Source organism: Xanthomonas sp. LMC-A-07 (genome assembly GCF_030208825.1).
Classification (GTDB): domain Bacteria; phylum Pseudomonadota; class Gammaproteobacteria; order Xanthomonadales; family Xanthomonadaceae; genus Xanthomonas; species Xanthomonas campestris.
The window spans coordinates 61086-76198 of record NZ_JARVTF010000001.1 but is presented as its reverse complement, the minus strand read 5'-3'; the positions used below and the strand labels follow the sequence as shown (position 1 = coordinate 76198).

16 protein-coding genes and 1 other RNA gene are annotated in these 15113 nt (G+C 67.6%); 7 read left to right on the top strand and 10 right to left on the bottom strand.

Annotated features, from left to right (window positions below; translation table 11 throughout):
* Positions 1-52 precede the first annotated feature (52 nt).
* From QRM89_RS00295 to QRM89_RS00280, 4 genes are read left to right on the top strand one after another with little or no spacing between them, the layout of a single operon-like run.
* Positions 53-1249 carry a beta-ketoacyl-[acyl-carrier-protein] synthase family protein gene (locus tag QRM89_RS00295; RefSeq protein WP_285447023.1) on the top strand — a complete coding sequence of 399 codons (1197 nt, stop codon included), beginning with the start codon at positions 53-55 and terminating at the stop codon, positions 1247-1249.
* Entirely contained in the window at positions 1249-2022 is a 774-nt protein-coding gene (locus QRM89_RS00290; RefSeq protein WP_285447022.1) for a beta-ketoacyl synthase chain length factor, read from the top strand. The genes QRM89_RS00295 and QRM89_RS00290 overlap by 1 nt, the downstream gene beginning before the upstream one ends.
* The gene (locus QRM89_RS00285) at positions 2019-2840 is read left to right on the top strand and encodes a glycosyltransferase family 2 protein (RefSeq protein ID WP_011270074.1); all 822 of its coding nucleotides are present in this window, start codon (positions 2019-2021) and stop codon (positions 2838-2840) included. The genes QRM89_RS00290 and QRM89_RS00285 overlap by 4 nt, the downstream gene beginning before the upstream one ends.
* Entirely contained in the window at positions 2837-4462 is a 1626-nt protein-coding gene (locus tag QRM89_RS00280) for a tryptophan 7-halogenase (protein ID WP_223647280.1), read from the top strand. Before QRM89_RS00285 ends, QRM89_RS00280 begins: the two co-directional genes overlap by 4 nt.
* A 156-nt stretch (positions 4463-4618) precedes the next feature.
* Here QRM89_RS00280 and fabG read toward each other — a convergent pair whose 3' ends face one another.
* Entirely contained in the window at positions 4619-5356 is a 738-nt protein-coding gene (fabG, locus tag QRM89_RS00275) for a 3-oxoacyl-ACP reductase FabG (protein ID WP_115577871.1), read from the bottom strand.
* A gap of 218 nt (positions 5357-5574) precedes the next feature.
* Between fabG and QRM89_RS00270 the strand changes: the two genes are divergently transcribed.
* Positions 5575-5649: non-coding RNA, sX9 sRNA (locus tag QRM89_RS00270), on the top strand.
* 18 nt (positions 5650-5667) lie between these two features.
* Here the strand turns inward: QRM89_RS00270 and QRM89_RS00265 are convergent.
* The 9 genes from QRM89_RS00265 to xanC all read right to left on the bottom strand — a co-directional run bounded on the left by QRM89_RS00265 (position 5668) and on the right by xanC (position 12394).
* Positions 5668-6105 carry a phosphotransferase gene (locus tag QRM89_RS00265; protein ID WP_285447021.1) on the bottom strand — a complete coding sequence of 146 codons (438 nt, stop codon included), beginning with the start codon at positions 6103-6105 and terminating at the stop codon, positions 5668-5670.
* Positions 6092-8458 (bottom strand): MMPL family transporter, encoded by a 2367-nt coding sequence (locus QRM89_RS00260; protein WP_285447020.1) that lies wholly within the window; start codon positions 8456-8458, stop codon positions 6092-6094. Before QRM89_RS00260 ends, QRM89_RS00265 begins: the two co-directional genes overlap by 14 nt.
* Positions 8448-8672, bottom strand: coding sequence for a hypothetical protein (locus QRM89_RS00255; RefSeq protein ID WP_285447019.1), 225 nt, complete (start codon positions 8670-8672; stop codon positions 8448-8450). Before QRM89_RS00255 ends, QRM89_RS00260 begins: the two co-directional genes overlap by 11 nt.
* Positions 8673-8759: 87 nt before the next feature.
* On the bottom strand, positions 8760-9407 hold the full coding sequence (locus QRM89_RS00250; protein ID WP_343237664.1) for a LolA-related protein: 648 nt from the start codon (positions 9405-9407) through the stop codon (positions 8760-8762).
* Complete coding sequence (locus QRM89_RS00245) at positions 9331-10305, bottom strand: acyltransferase (protein WP_011039079.1); 975 nt, start codon at positions 10303-10305, stop codon at positions 9331-9333. The genes QRM89_RS00250 and QRM89_RS00245 overlap by 77 nt, the downstream gene beginning before the upstream one ends.
* Positions 10302-10529, bottom strand: coding sequence for a dehydratase (locus tag QRM89_RS00240; protein WP_014506154.1), 228 nt, complete (start codon positions 10527-10529; stop codon positions 10302-10304). The genes QRM89_RS00245 and QRM89_RS00240 overlap by 4 nt, the downstream gene beginning before the upstream one ends.
* A gap of 71 nt (positions 10530-10600) precedes the next feature.
* Positions 10601-11350 carry a lysophospholipid acyltransferase family protein gene (locus QRM89_RS00235; RefSeq protein WP_011039081.1) on the bottom strand — a complete coding sequence of 250 codons (750 nt, stop codon included), beginning with the start codon at positions 11348-11350 and terminating at the stop codon, positions 10601-10603.
* Positions 11351-11403: 53 nt separating this feature from the next.
* Positions 11404-12087, bottom strand: coding sequence for a ketosynthase (locus QRM89_RS00230; RefSeq protein ID WP_016944514.1), 684 nt, complete (start codon positions 12085-12087; stop codon positions 11404-11406).
* 37 nt (positions 12088-12124) lie between these two features.
* The gene (xanC, locus tag QRM89_RS00225; RefSeq protein ID WP_011039083.1) at positions 12125-12394 is read right to left on the bottom strand and encodes a xanthomonadin biosynthesis acyl carrier protein XanC; all 270 of its coding nucleotides are present in this window, start codon (positions 12392-12394) and stop codon (positions 12125-12127) included.
* A 165-nt stretch (positions 12395-12559) separates the two neighbouring features.
* Between xanC and QRM89_RS00220 the strand changes: the two genes are divergently transcribed.
* Positions 12560-13891 (top strand): NAD(P)/FAD-dependent oxidoreductase, encoded by a 1332-nt coding sequence (locus QRM89_RS00220; protein ID WP_014506150.1) that lies wholly within the window; start codon positions 12560-12562, stop codon positions 13889-13891.
* Entirely contained in the window at positions 13888-14895 is a 1008-nt protein-coding gene (locus QRM89_RS00215; RefSeq protein WP_285447017.1) for a pteridine-dependent deoxygenase, read from the top strand. The genes QRM89_RS00220 and QRM89_RS00215 overlap by 4 nt, the downstream gene beginning before the upstream one ends.
* Positions 14896-15113: the final 218 nt, after the last annotated feature.

Sequence of the window (15113 nt, the reverse complement as noted above, 5' to 3'; positions counted from 1 at the left end):
GTCACTTTTTGCCAGCCAGACCACCGTGAGCCAAGCGCATCGTTCGTCCCAGATGGCCCCGGTCGCCATCACTGCCTTCACCGCCACTACTGCGCTCGGCGCCGGATTGGACGCCCAGGCCAGCGCGCTGCGCGAGCGCCGCAGCGGCATGCGCCGCAACGATTTCGGCCCGCAGCCGCTGGAATGCTGGATCGGCCGGGTTGCCGGCGTAGAAGACGTGGTGCTACCAGACGCGCTGCAAGGCTGGGACTGCCGCAACAACCAGCTGGCCTGGCTGGCCCTACAACAGGACGGCATGGCCGCCGCCGTGCAGGCCGCCGCGCAGCGCTATGGCGCCGAGCGCGTGGCGGTGGTGATGGGCACGTCCACCTCCAGCGTGGGCGCCAGCGAAGAGGCCTACACGCGCCTGGTCGAAGACGCCCACGGCCTGCGCTTCCCGGACGACCTGCAGCGCCCGATCGTGCACACCCCGCATTCGCTTGGCGATTTCGTGCAGCACGCCACCGGCCTGCGCGGGCCGGCGATCACCGTGGCCACGGCATGTTCGTCCAGCGCCAAGGTGTTCGCCCAGGCGGCGCGGTTGATGGCGGCCGGCGTGGTCGATGCGGCCCTGGTCGGCGGCGTGGACACCTTGTGCGGCAGCGTGTTGTTCGGCTTCAACTCGTTGCAGGTGGTGGCACCACAGCTGTGCCAGCCGTTCGACGCACGCCGGGTCGGCCTGAGCCTGGGCGAGGCCGGCGGCTTTGCCTTGCTCGAACGCCCCGCCGCCGCCCCGGACGCCGCGCAGTGGCTGTACGGCTATGGCGAATCCAGCGATGCCCACCACATGTCCGCCCCGCACCCGCAGGGCCTGGGCGCGCAGTTGGCGATGCGTGGCGCGCTGGACACCGCCGGGCTGGATGCCGCGGCGGTGGGCTATCTCAACCTGCATGGCACCGCCACGCCGGCCAACGACAGCGTCGAGGCGGCCGCGGTGGCGGCGATCTTCCCCGACACCCTGCATGCCAGTTCGACCAAGGCCTGGATGGGCCACACGCTGGGCGCGGCCGGCATCGTGGAGTCGGTGATTGCGCTGCTCGCGCTGCGCGACGGCCTGCTGCCGGGCACGCTCAACAGTGCGGTGCCCGACTCCGCCTGCGGCCCGCAGATCCGCTTCGATAACGCCCATTCCCGGATTCAGTACGCAATGAACAACTCCTTTGGCTTCGGCGGCAACAACTGCTCGCTGCTGTTCGGGCAGGCACGCTGATGTTGGCGGCCACCATCGAAGGCATCGGTTTCTGGACCCAGGGCCTGCCCACCTGGGATGCCGCGGTCGCATTCGCGCATGGCGCTGACCTGCAGGACACCCCGGCCCGTCCGTCCCCCCAGTTGCTGGCCCCCAACGAGCGCCGGCGCGCGCCGGACACCGTGGCGGTGTCGCTGGACGCCGCGCTGGCCGCCTGCCACGCCGCGGGCCGCGACCCCACCATGCTGCCATCTGTGTTCACCTCCACCCACGGCGATCTGGCGATCACCGACTACATGTGCACCACCCTGGCCAGCGACCCAACGGCCATCTCGCCGACCAAGTTCCACAACTCGGTGCACAACGCCGCCGCCGGTTACTGGACCATCGGTGCCGGGGCGATGACCCCGACCACCGCGCTCAGCGCCGGCGCCGGCAGCTTCGCGCAGGGCCTGCTGGAGGCGCTGATGCAGCTGGGCGCCGGCGCCGATGCGGTGTTGCTGGTGGGCTACGACGCGCGCTCGATCGGGCCGCTGGGGCGGGTGTCGCCCAGCGAAGGCCTGCTTGGCGCCGCACTGGTGCTGGGTGCGCCCGGCCAGGCCGGCAAGCCGCAGCTGGCACTTCGCTTCGACGACGGCGTGCCCACGCCGGGCGATGGCCCGCTGGCGCGCCACATGGCCGCCAACGCCATGGCGCCGATGCTGCCGCTGTTCGACGCACTGGCCGCAGGCAGCACCCACACCGCGCTGTACGCCGGCCCGGGGCGCGTGCTGCAGGTGGAGGTGCAGCCATGAGCCGCATCCCGCTGAGCCGCGACGACACCGCCATCCTGGTGCCGGCCTTGAACGAGTCGCTGCGCATCCGCGAAGTGGTCAACGACGCGCTGACCTATTGCTCGCAGGTGATCGTGATCGACGACGGCTCCGATGACGGCACCGCCGATTGCATCGCCGATTTGCCGGTCACCCTGATCCGCCACCCGCAGCGCATGGGCAAGGGTGCCGCGTTGCGCAGCGGCTTTGCCGAAGCCCAGCGGCAAGGCATGCGCGCGGTGATGACGATGGACGGCGACGGCCAGCACAAGGCGGCCGATTTCCCGCGCCTGCTGGCTGCAGCGAACCGCCACCCGGGCGCGGTGATCGTGGGCGCGCGCATGCGCAAGCGGGCCACCCAGCCCACCATCCGCCGCATCGGCAACGACTTCGGCGACTGGGGCATCGCCTGGGCCTGCGGCTTCCGCCTGGTCGACAGCCAGAGCGGCCAGCGCCTGTATCCGGCCTCGGTGTTCACCCTGCCCAACGTGCCCGGCGAAGGCTTCGTGTTCGAAGCACAATTGCTGATCTCCGCCGCGCGCCAGGCCGGTGCGCGCGTGGTCGCGGTGCCGATCGAAACCCGGTACGCGGGCACCTCGCCCGGCACCTTCCGTAAGAGCCATTTCCGGCTGGTCCGCGATCTGTGGAACATCACCTCGCATGTGGTCAAACAGGTGTGGGCCTACGGCCACGTCTGGCGCGAATACCGCCGCGTGCGCGCCCACCCGGTGCTGATTGACGACCCGGACGGCGAATTTGCTACTGTGCCCGCGGTCACCAAGAGCAATCCATCCACATGAGTGCACAACGCGCAGATGTCGTGATCACCGGCGGTGGCCTGGCCGGCCTGAGCCTGGCGCTGCAGTTGCGGCAACGCGATCCGGCACTGGCCATCACCGTGCTGGAACGCCGCGCGCACCCGGTGCGCGAGGCGGCCTTCAAGGTCGGCGAATCGACCGTGGAAATTGGCGCGCATTACTTCGCCGATGTGCTCGGCCTGCGCGAACATCTGGAAGCCGAGCAGATCCGCAAGTTCGGTTTCCGCTTCTTCTTCTCCGACAAGCGCGACGACATCGACCGCTGCACCGAACTGGGCGTCAGCAAGATCCTGCCGACGCCGTCATGGCAGATCGACCGCGGCCGCTTCGAGAACTTCCTCGGCGAGCGCGCGCGCGCGCAAGGCATCGCGTTTCTGGATAGCTGCAGCGTCAAGGGCGTGGACCTGAGCGATGACGATGCCAGCGACCACAGCGTGCGCTACGAACGCGGCGGCGAAGCCGGCACGCTCAACGCGCGCTGGGTGGTGGATGCCAGCGGCCGCGCAGGATTACTCAAGCGTAAGTTGGGCCTGGCGCAGGACAACGCGCACGACGCCAACGCGGTGTGGTGGCGAGTGGAAGGACTGATCGACCCCAATGCCTGGTCGCAGGACAGCAGCTGGCTGCAGCGCTGCACGCCGCCGGACCGCTGGCGTTCGACCAATCACATGTGCGGGCCGGGTTACTGGTTCTGGCTGATTCCGCTGTCGTCCGGTGCGCATTCGCTGGGCATCGTCTGCGATGCGGCGATGCATCCGCTGGAAACCATGAACACCCATGACAAGGCGATGGCCTGGCTGCGCACGCATCAGCCGCAGGTTGCCGCCACCCTGGACCAGACCGATTACCGGCTGCAGGACTTCCTGTTCCTGCGCAACTTCTCCTACGGCTGCAAGCAAGTGTTTTCCACCCAGCGCTGGGCGCTCACCGGCGAGGCGGGCGTGTTTCTGGACCCGTTCTATTCGCCTGGCAGCGACTTCATCGCCATCTCCAACACCTACATCTGCGAACTGATCGGCCGCGACCGCGCCGGCCGCTCGCTCAGTCCCTACGTGGAGCTTTACGAGCAGCTGTACTTCTCGTTCTACGAAAACACCTTGAGCCTGTATCAGGACCAGTACGCCTTGTTCGGCGATGCACAGGTGATGCCGGTCAAGGTGATCTGGGACTACACCTATTACTGGTCGTTGCTGGCGCCACTGTTCTGCAGCGGGCGCATCGCCGACCTGGGCCTGCTGGCGCGCATGAAGGCGGACTTCTTCTATGCGCGCGACATGAATCTGGCCATGCAGCGCGTGCTGCATGACTGGGGCCAGCACAACACCGCGCTGGGCACGGTTACCGGTGACGGCCGCCTGCTCGATCAATACCTGATCGGCTGGTTCAATGAACTCAACGGCGCACTGCACGACACCCTAGACGACGAGGCATTTGCCGCGCGCATCCACGCCAACATCGCGCGCATGGCAGTGCTGGCTCGCGAAATCCTGGAACAGGCCCGCCAACGCCACCCTGCCCTGCCCGACCACGGCCTGGCCGCACTCACCGCCAACGCCGTCGGCGACCCAATCCTCACCGCCGCGTGGTATGCCGACGCTGCGTGAGGTGCACAAAACGCGCCTAACCGGCGCGTTTTTTGTCGGTGCGGCCGCAGCCGAGCGCTAGGCCATGATTTGCCAGCATGGTCGCAGCCCGTTGCGTAGCGCATGCGAATGCACGCCGGCGTGGGCGACCGCTCGCTTGTTCCCGGAGGCTTAAATTCAGCCCATACCGCCGTTGATGCCAATCACCTGGCCGTTGATGTAACCAGCCACATCCGAGCACAGGAACGCCACCAGCGCGGCAACTTCGTCGGGTGTGCCAACGCGGCCAGCCGGCACCATCTGCTTGATCATCTCCGGCGCGAAGCTGTCGCCGACCATCTCGCTTTCGATCACGCCCGGTGCGACCACGTTGACGGCGATGCCGCGGCTGGCCATCTCGCGCGAGAGCGATTTACTGGCGCCGTGCAGCGCGGCCTTGGCGGCGGCGTAATTGGTCTGGCCGCGATTGCCCAGCACCGCCGCCACCGACGACACGCTGACGATGCGGCCCCAGCGCGCGCGCGCCATCGGCAGCAGCAGCGGTTGGGTGACATTGAAGAAGCCGTGCAGCGACACATCGATGACCCGATGCCACTGTTGCGCGTTCATGCCGGCCATCGGCGCATCGTCGTGGATGCCGGCATTGTTGACCACGATGTGGATCGGCCCGACCTCCAGCAACGCCGCCAATGCGTCCGCGCTGGCCTGCGCATCGGCCACATCGAAGGCGACCGCTTCGGCACTGCCGCCCGCGGCCACGATCGACGCCACCACTTCCTCGGCCCGGGCGAGATTGCGATTGGCATGCACAATGACGTGCCGGCCCTGCGCCGCTAGCTGACGGCAGATCGCACCGCCAAGATCGCCGCTACCGCCGGTGACCAGCGCACGGCGCTGTGGAACAGATGTGCTCATGGAAACCTCATCAGGGCCGCAATTGGCAGCAGCAAGCGCACCATCCTAGCGATTCACGCGCGTCGCCGGAACCGCCGCCCTACGTAGGAGCGCGCTTGCGCGCGATGACGCGTTCCCGTGAATGCCTATCGCGCGAGCGCGCTCCTACGCGAATAAGAGCAGCTATCAAAAACTACTGCGCAGCCGTCAGGCGGGCGCGGCCGGTGCTCGGAATCGGCATGTACCCACGTACACTCCGGTTCCTCCGCGCCGTCCGCACCCACCTGACGACTGCTCGCTACGTTTTGTTAGCTGCTCTAAGCAGCGATCGATTAGGCCTGCGCGGCGCCCAACATCACCGTGGCGCGCCCTTCGGCCAGCAGCTGCTCGCCGTGGGTGAGCCGGAAGCTGTATTGCTGGCTGTCCTCGCCCTGCAGCAACACCTGCGCTTCGCAGCTGATCGCATCGGGCAGGTCATCGAGATAGGCCACGTGCAAATCCACACCGCGCAGCGCCACCAGCATGCCGGGGCGCACCGGTTTGCCCGATGCCTGGCCCAGCAACCCACCGTGCACCGCCATCGCCTGCGCGCCGTATTCGCACAGATGCAGCGCGCGCAGGCGTCCATCGGCACGCAACGGGTGCTCGGCGCTGTGATGCGCGCGGCTCTGCACCACGATGCGCTGCGCGTCCCAGTCCAGCACCGCTTCCCACAGGCACATGGCACCCTGGTGCGGAATCAGCGCCGCAATCGCCTCACGTCCGAGCATCGGTCACCTCGCCTGCGGAGCGTTCCAGCGCCGGCTCACGCGACACCAGCAACGCCAGGATGAAATTGAACAGCACGCCCAGTGCGACCGTGCTGCCAATGGCGCGCAGCACCGGGATGCTGGAGGCCGCCAGCAACGCAAACACCAGCAGCGTCATCAGGCTGCAGACGATCAGCGCGTGCAAGGTGCGCAATTGATCGGCGTGATCATCGCCGGCATGGTCGAAGAACAGCGCGTAATCCAGGCCCAACCCCGCGGCAAGGATCAACGCGATCAGGTGGAACAGGTTGAGCTCCACGCCCATGCCGCGCAGGATCGCCAGAATCAGCACGGTGGTCAGTGCCATCGGCAGCAATACGCGCACGATTCGACGCGGGCTGCGCAGCGCAATCGCCACCGTTGCCGCCAGCAACAACGCGGCCAGCAGCAGCGCGCCGAGCACGCGCCCACGGTAGGCGGCGACCAGCGATTCGGACGCCTCCTTTAGATCGAGCAACTGCGCGCCGCTGCCTTGCACGGCGCTGGCGATGACGGCCGGATCGCGCAGGCCGGTGAGCGATACCAGCGCAGTGCTGCGGTCGCTACGCCCCAGCAACAGCCCGCCGACCGACGTCGCCAGCGGCGAGCCAGCCAGATCCTTCGGCGTCAGCGGCGCGGCCTGCTTGGCGGTCTGCAGATCCTGCAGGAACGGCGCAAACACATCGCTGCGAAACGGCGTGGCTGCCACCGCTTGTTGCAGCAGCGCGCTGGCCTGGGCTGCATCGGGCAACGCGGCCTGGCGTGCCTGCTGGGTCTTGGCGCTGGGCAAGTACCGCGCGGCCATGTCGTAACCGACCAAGGCACCCTCACGCACCAACGCATCCAGACGCGGGCGCAAACGCTCGCTGGCCTGCAGCGCGGCTTCGTCCGATGGCGCGGACAGCGCCAGCACATACCGCACATCCGGTGCGCCCAGTTCCTGGCGCAAATGGGTGTCCTGCGCCAGCGCCTTGGGCGGCACCGGAGTGAGTTTGGACAAGTCGTTCTGCCAGAACTGCCCAGGCGCAAAGGCAATCACCGCGATGCCCACCACCGCAATCACCGCCAGGCTGATGCGCGGGCGTGGCAGCCGCGCAATCGCGCGCCACAGCGCGGCCAGCAGGCGCGAATCGGCATAGTCGCGCGGCGCCGGATCGATCAACCACGGCAGCAGCCAGCGCGTGGTGACCGCCGCAGTGGCCAAGCCGGCGATGGTGAACACCGCCAACTGGCGCAGGCCGTCCACACCGGAAAACAGGAAGGTCACATAGGCAATGCAGGTGGACACCACGCCGGTGGCCAGCGTGGGCCACAGATGCCGCGCGTTGGCGCGTGGATCCAGGCCCGGGCGTTGATGACTGAACAGGTGGATCGGGTAGTCCTGCACTACGCCGATCAAGGTGAAGCCAAAGGCCACGGTGATGCCGTGCACGCCGTCGAACAGCAGCGCCACTGCGCCCAGGCCGGCCAGCCCGGCGCTGGCCAGCGGCAGCACACCGAGCACCGGAATCTTCCAGCTGCGGTAGGCCACCAGCAGCAACAGCACCAGACCCACGGTGTCCAGCGTGCCGATCCACTGCGCCTCGCCCTGCGTGCGCGCGGTAATTTCCACCGCGAACGCCCCCGGGCCAGTCAGCGTCATCCGCGTGGCAGTGCCGGCGCTGACCTTGACAAAGGCCGCCTGCACCGCGTCGTAGGCCAGTTGCTGGCCGGTCGGGTCGAAGCCGGCGGCACGCGTCTGTACCACCAGCAGCGCCGAGGTGCCGGCACGGTCGAACCACACCTCATCGCGTGTCTGCGGGGCGGCGGCTGGCTGCAAGGTTTCGGCCAGATGCAGCACTTCCAGCGTAGGGTCACGCGGCAGCAGCGGTTCCATCATCGCGCCGGCGGGCGAACCCAGATCCTGCACGCGCGCCTGCAGCGCCGTCTCCAGCGCAGCGGCATCCAGGGGTGCGGCATCGAAGCTGTCGCTGAGCAGGTAGCGGTACGGCAGCAGGCGCTGCGGAATCGCCTCCAGGCCAGCGCTACCGCCATTGCCGACCAGCTCGAACAGGTCCGGCTGCGCGGCCAGTGTGCGATACAGCGCGCGCGACTGCGCTGCCAAGGTCGCCGGGTCGCTGTTGGACAGCGACATCAGCAACAGCCGCGAGCCAGGGCCTTCGCCGAGTTCTTCGATCAACAGCTTCTGCGCCGGCGTGCGCGGAGCGGGCATGAACTTCCTTAAATCGCCCGACACCTTGAGCGTCTCGCTCAACCAGAAACCGGCCACCGCCAGCAGCGCCAACCACAGCAACGCCAAGCCGATGCGCCGGTTGGCATTCAACTCAAACGCCATGTGCCGGCTCCCGCTGCGTGGCCGAACGTGCACCGGCCGCACGCGCGGCATCGGGCAGCAACAGTGCTTTCAGTTTGCTGAGGGCGGGCATGAACTTCCTTAAATCGCCCGACACCTTGAGCATTTCGCTTAACCAGAAACCGACCACCGCCAGCAGCGCCAACCACAGCAACGCCAAGCCGATGCGCCGGTTGGCGTTCAATTCAGACGCCATGTGCCAGCTCCAATGTCATGGCACCACGTGCACCGGCCGGGTGCGACATCAAGAGGTGCTGGCGCTGTGCGCTGCCGATGGGCGCGATCACGCCGCCGGGCCGTGGCACAAGGTGGTGAGCGCCGCCGCGTCGGTCACGGCCGCCGCATCGCGTGCCGCACCGGCCAGCAAGGTGCGTTGCACATCGCCCTTGACCGGCACACTTTCGATGCAGCGCAGCTCATCGCCATGCCCGTACAGGCGCAACTCGCGCACCTGCTTGGCCACGGCCGCATCCTTGGGCTGCAACTGCAACTGCCAGGCCTGCGGCCGGCCCTGCCCGCTGACGCGGTACTGCTGTTCCAGCAAGGCGCGGTCGCCAGCGAGTAGTGCGCCGAAGCCGGACTTCAAGCCGGCCAGTTCGGGGACGCGGCTCAAGGAAAAACGACGCGGCGCTTTGCCTTCGCGTTCCAGCACGCCTTCGTCGCCGCGCAAGGTGGTCGTCTCGCGATACGGCGCGCTAACCTCACGCACCAGGGTTTGCGCATCCGGGCGGCGGTAATGGCCCTGCACGCGCAGCGGCGTCTTCAGCAGTGCCGAGCCGCGCAACTCCACGAACTCGGTGCTGACCGGGGCCGGGCGTGCCAGGCGTTGCAGCACCTGTCCCACATCCAGGGCCTCAGGCGGTGCGGCGCATAGCGGTGCGGCGCTGAACAGCAGTATCAGCATCCACGGCAGGGTGCGGCGCATCGGCATGATGGGTGTTCCAGAAATCGTAGAAGTTGAACCAGTTGTACGGCGCGTAGCGTGTGTAATGTTCCAGCCTGGCGGCGTAATCGCGCATGAGCACGGCCAGCACCGGCGCACGCTGCCGACGCGGCACGTCCAACCCTTCGCTGAAGGTCTCGAACGCCAGCTCGTAATGGTTGCCGCCGCGGTACAGGCCGAAGGCCAGCACCACCGGCACCTTGAGCGCAGCGGCAATCAGCCACGGCGAGGTCGGGAACATCGCATTACGGCCCAGGAACATCGCCGGCAACGCCGGGTCGCCCTCGCGCGGGCGATCGATCAGCAGCGCCACCAGCGCGCCGGCGTCGGTGGCTTCCTTGATCGCCATGACGATCGAGGTCGCGTCCATCCCGGCATCGATGATGTTGGCGGCCAGCTGCGGATTGAGCGCGCCCAGCAGATCGGTCATGGCGCGGTTATGTGCCTTGTCCAGCACCACCTTGACCTGCACGTCCGGGCGTTCGGTGGCCAGCACACGCAACGCATCGAAACTGCCCAGGTGCGAGCCGAAGATCAGCACGCCACGGCCGCGGTCCATCTGCGTGTGCAGTTGATCCAGCCCGGTGATATCGACCTGGAAGCGCTGCATCTGGCCGCACAGCATGTACACGCGGTCCAGGATGGTGGAGGCAAAGGTATGAATATGGCGCGCCACATCGCGCACCGTGGCCGGCCGGCCCAGCACACGTGCCAGGTAGGCGCGCGAGGCGGTTCGCTCAGGCCCGCGCACCAGCAGGAAGTACAGCGTGATCGGGTACAGCAGCGCGCGCCCGACCGAACGCCCGGCGTGCCGGGCAATGCCACGGATCAGCCACAGCGCGAACCGGCCGCCGCCCTCGGGGCGTTGTTTCCAGTGATTGCTCATGCCGCCGCCTCCGCCACCAGCTCGCCACTGACCAGCAACTGGCCGTCGCGCTGCACGCGGAAGCGCCAGCGCGGGCCATCGCCTTCCAGCGTCACCGAGGCCGTCTGGCCAGGCAACAACGGTTGCACGAACTTCACCTGCGGCAAGCGTGCGGGCGCACGCGCACCGTGCACCGCTTCCACGGCCTGCAGCACGTGGTCGAGCACCACCACGCCAGGCACCACCGGGCGGCCGGGAAAATGCCCAGGCAGGGAGGGATGATCATGCGGCACGACGAAATCCATAAGCGTGGAACTCAGATCCTGGGTTGAAGCATTGCAGCCACCATACGGTGTGCCTGCTCGGTCAATTGTTGGCGGTCCGGCGCGTCCGGCCCGGTCACCGGGATGGGCGCGCCGATGCGCACGCGGATCACGCCGGGCCTGACCCGGAACAGCCCGTCCACCGGCAACACCTTGCCGCATCCATCCACGGCCACCGGCACCACCTGCACACCAGCATCGATAGCGGCCTGCAGTAGCCCGGCCTTGAATGGCAATAGTGCGCCTGTGCGGCTGCGCGTGCCTTCGGGAAACAGACACAACTGTTGGCCATTGCGCAGCAAGGCGGCTGCCTGCCGGCGCACCATCGCACCGGCGCGGCGGCTGTCGCGGTCCAGGAACAGCATGCCGGTGGCGCGCGCATACCAGTTCACGAACGGCACCTTGAGCATTTCTTCCTTGAGCAGGAAGCGCAGCGGCACCGGCAAGGCGTAGAACAACGCGCAGATGTCGATGATCGACTGGTGGTTGCTGACGAACAGATAGTTCTTGGACCAGTCCACGCGCTCGCGGCCTTCCACGATCACCTTGGCACCGGCGCCGCGAAACAGCACCGGCGCCCACATCCAGGCGCCCATGCGCAGCAGCCGGTCCGCATCGCGCGTGATCGCCAGCAGCACCAGCGCATACACGATCCCGCCGGCGGTAAACGCCAGCGTGAATGCGAATTGCAGCAGGTTGAACACAGCCCACGCCAAGCGCGACGGCATCCTTGCCAACGGCATTTTTGTCTTGTCCCCGAAAATGTGCACGTACGTCGGTGCCCCTGGCTACACCGTCAGCGTAGCAAATCGCGCCAGAATTCCGGCCCGAGCTGCGCCATCTGGCGCAAGAAGTCGGGCAGATTACGATAGGGGCGCTGCGGAAACCAGCGGCCGCGCAACAGATATTCGCCAACGAAGAACCCGCCGACCACGCCATAGGCCAGCAGATTGGCGAACAACGAGGCGCGCGCGTCGCTGATCGGCAGCGGTGAGGCGTAGCCCAGCTGCGCCAGCACGCCACTGGGCTCGGCGCACAGCCCCAGCACCAGATTGACCAGGGTCAGCAGCGACAACAGCACCGCCCAGCCCAGCGTGAGCCGGCGCGTGTAGGTGTATTGCGCAGGAGTGATCGGCATGCCCGCCTGGCGGTACAGCCCTTCGACGATGCGGGTGATCAGCGGCGTGCGCCCGCGGCGCAGGCTGCGGCCGAAGAACCAGGCAATCCAGCCCGTGAACACCACCGGCGGCGCGGCCAGCAGCAGCATGGCATAGGGCGAGTGCCACAGCGCGCCCAGCCCCACCAGAATCAGCGCCGCCAGCGCCCACGCCCACAAACGGCGGCTGGCCAGCGGCTCGATCAACACCATGGCCAGCAGCAAGCCGCCGGCGATGACGGCTAAGTCCGAGCGATGCGTGGCGTTGGCCCAGTGCGCCAGCGGCGAATAAGCCACGGCCAGCAGCACGCCCAGCCCCAACACCCACGGCGCCGCTTCGGCAGGCGGCGTGGCCGGGTCTTCAGGTGGTCTTGTTGGCTTCGACATGCGCCGACAATGCGCGCAGCGACGCGAAGATGCGACGGTTCTCGTCGTTGTCCGAACGCAGCTGGAAGCCGTAGCGCTTGCTGATCGCCAGCGCCAGTTCCAGCGCGTCGATCGAATCCAGCCCCAGGCCGGTATTGAACAGTGGCGCTTCCGGATCGATGTCGGCGGGCTGGACGTCTTCCAGGTTCAGGCTTTCGACCAGGAGTTCGGCCAGTTCACGTTCGGCAGCGGTTTGCGAGGACATCCAGAGAGCTTCCAGGCTGAGGGGTGCGGGTAACGATTGCGGTGATCGGCGCCAGGGCATAACTGTCCCGGGCCGCCGGGCAGGCTATCATGACTCAATGACGCTCGCCCGCTGCAGGTTCGTTCCAGGATGACTTCCACTGTTGTTCGCCCCACCCCGTCCGCCATGCCGGCAGCCGGGCAGGCTCCCGGGCCGGAGTGTCCGGATGTATTGATCATCGGCGGTGGCCCCGCCGGTTGCGCCGCCGCCATCGTGCTCGCGCAGCAGGGCTGGGCCGTGACCCTGCTGGAAAAAGAGCAGCACCCGCGCTTCCACATCGGCGAGTCGCTGCTGCCGATGAACATCCCGATCCTCGAACGCCTGGGCGTGCTGGAGCAGGTGCGCGCCATTGGCGTGCTCAAGCGTGGCGCCGACTTTCCCAATGATGCCGGCGGCTACAATACCTTCCGCTTTTCGCATGCGCTCGATGCCAAGGCCGACTACGCCTTCCAGGTGCCGCGTGCGCAGTTCGACCAGGTGCTGTTCGCGCGGGCGCGGGAGGTTGGCGTGGATGCGCGCGAACAGGTCAAGGTGGAGAGCGTGGCGTTCGATGGCGAGCAGCCGGTACTGCAGGCACGCGGCGTGGACGGCGTGCAGCAGTTCCGCCCGCGTTATCTGCTCGACGCCAGCGGCCGCGACACCTTTATGGGCAATCGCCTCAAGCTCAAGCGTGCCAATGCGAAGCACCAGTCGGCGGCGGTGTTCAGCCATTTCCGTGGGGTGACCCGGCGCCCGGGCGAGGACGCCGGCAACATCAGCATCTACCGCCATGCGCATGGCTGGATGTGGCTGATTCCGCTCCCAGACGATGTGATGAGCGTGGGCGCGGTCTGCTACCCCGACTACATGAAGACCCGCAAGGGCGACAGCGAAGGCTTTTTGCTGCGCACGCTGGCGTTGAATCCGGAAGTGGCCGCGCGCATGGCCGATGCCGAGCGCGTGGCGCCGGTGCACGCCACCGGCAACTACGCCTACGAATGCACGCGCATGAGTGGCCCGCGCTGGCTGCTGCTCGGCGATGCCTACACATTTGTCGACCCGATGTTTTCCTCCGGCGTGTTCCTGGCCATGCACAGCGCCGAACGCGGCGCGGCCATGGTGGATGCGGTGCTGCGCGCGCCGCAGCGCGAAGCCAGCCTGCAGCGCGCGCTGTCGCGCGAGCTGGCGCGCGGCCTGAGCGAGTTCAAGTGGTTCATCTACCGCTTCACCTCGCCCACCATGCGCGCACTGTTCGCGCAGCCGCAGAACGTGTGGCAGGTGGAACAGGCGGTGGTGGCGATGCTTGCCGGCGATGTGTTCGACAGCCCCAAGGTGCGCCGCCGCTTGCGCGTGTTCCGCGCCATCTATTCCGTCACCGCGCTGTCGATGCTGCCGCGCGCCTGGCATGCCTGGCGGCATCGCCGGCGCCAGGCCCGGCTCGGCTTCGACGGTGACACCTTGCACAGAGACGCTCCATGACCGCGCCAACGCTCCAGCACAACCAGACCGTGCGGCATCCGCGCCTGCAGGTCGACTATGTCGCGCAGACCGATCCCTCCACGCTGCTGCAGGATGCGCAGGTGCTGGCGGTGTTCGGTTTCGGCGATGCCGCGCCGCGCCTGGACGACCCACGCTATTTGCGCGTGCCACTGCAGCCGTACGCGGCCGATGTGCTGGAAGTCTGGCGCACCGATGCGCCGGTGCGCAGCGGCCGCGACGGCAACATTGCCTGGTCCAGCGACGGCCGCCTGCAGTTCGGCGTGATCGAGATCGACGAGCAGGATGTCGAGATCGAAGAAGCCGCCGCCAAGGCGTATGCGGAGATCACCGCGTTCGTCTCCGGCAGCCAGACGCCGCGCCTGTTGCGCATCTGGAATTACCTGGATGCGATCACGCTGGGCAGCGGCGACCGCGAACGCTATCGGCAGTTCTGCGTGGGCCGTGCGCGCGGCCTGGGCGCCTTCGATGTTGCCCAGTTGCCTGCCGCCACTGCCGTGGGCCGCTGCGATGCCGAGCGCATCATCCAGATCTACTGGCTGGCCGCAGCCGACGCCGGCACGCCGCTGGAAAATCCACGCCAGGTCAGCGCCTACAACTACCCGCGCCAGTACGGCCCGCAGCCGCCAAGTTTTGCCCGCGCGATGCTGCCACCGGCCGGCGGCGACATGCCGCTGCTGCTCTCCGGCACCGCTGCAGTGGTTGGCCACGCCTCCATGCACACCGGGCAGCTGCTCGCGCAGCTGGAAGAAACCTTCGCCAATTTCGACGCCCTGCTCGGCGCCGCGCGCCAGCACGCACCCGGCCTACCGGCGCAGTTTGGCGCCGGCACCCGCCTGAAGGTCTACGTGCGCGAACGCGACGATCTACCCAAGGTGGCCCAGGCCCTGGACGCACGCTTCGGCGACGCGGTCCCGCGCCTGTTGCTGCACGCGGTGATCTGCCGCGACGAACTGGCGGTGGAGATCGATGGGGTGCACGGCTGAAGGATGCCGTGCGTGCGGATGCTGCGGGCCGGGACGACCCGCCGGCCGGCGATCCACTGACACGCGCATTGCCTTATGCAGTATGCGGCATGCGCAGGCAGAGACGACCATCATTCTGCGGATTTCATGATGGCCCGAGCACGCGATGCTCAGCCCAAGGCCGTCTACACGCCTGCAACCGATCCGCTTCGGCCATCAACGACACGCTGTCGGCTGTT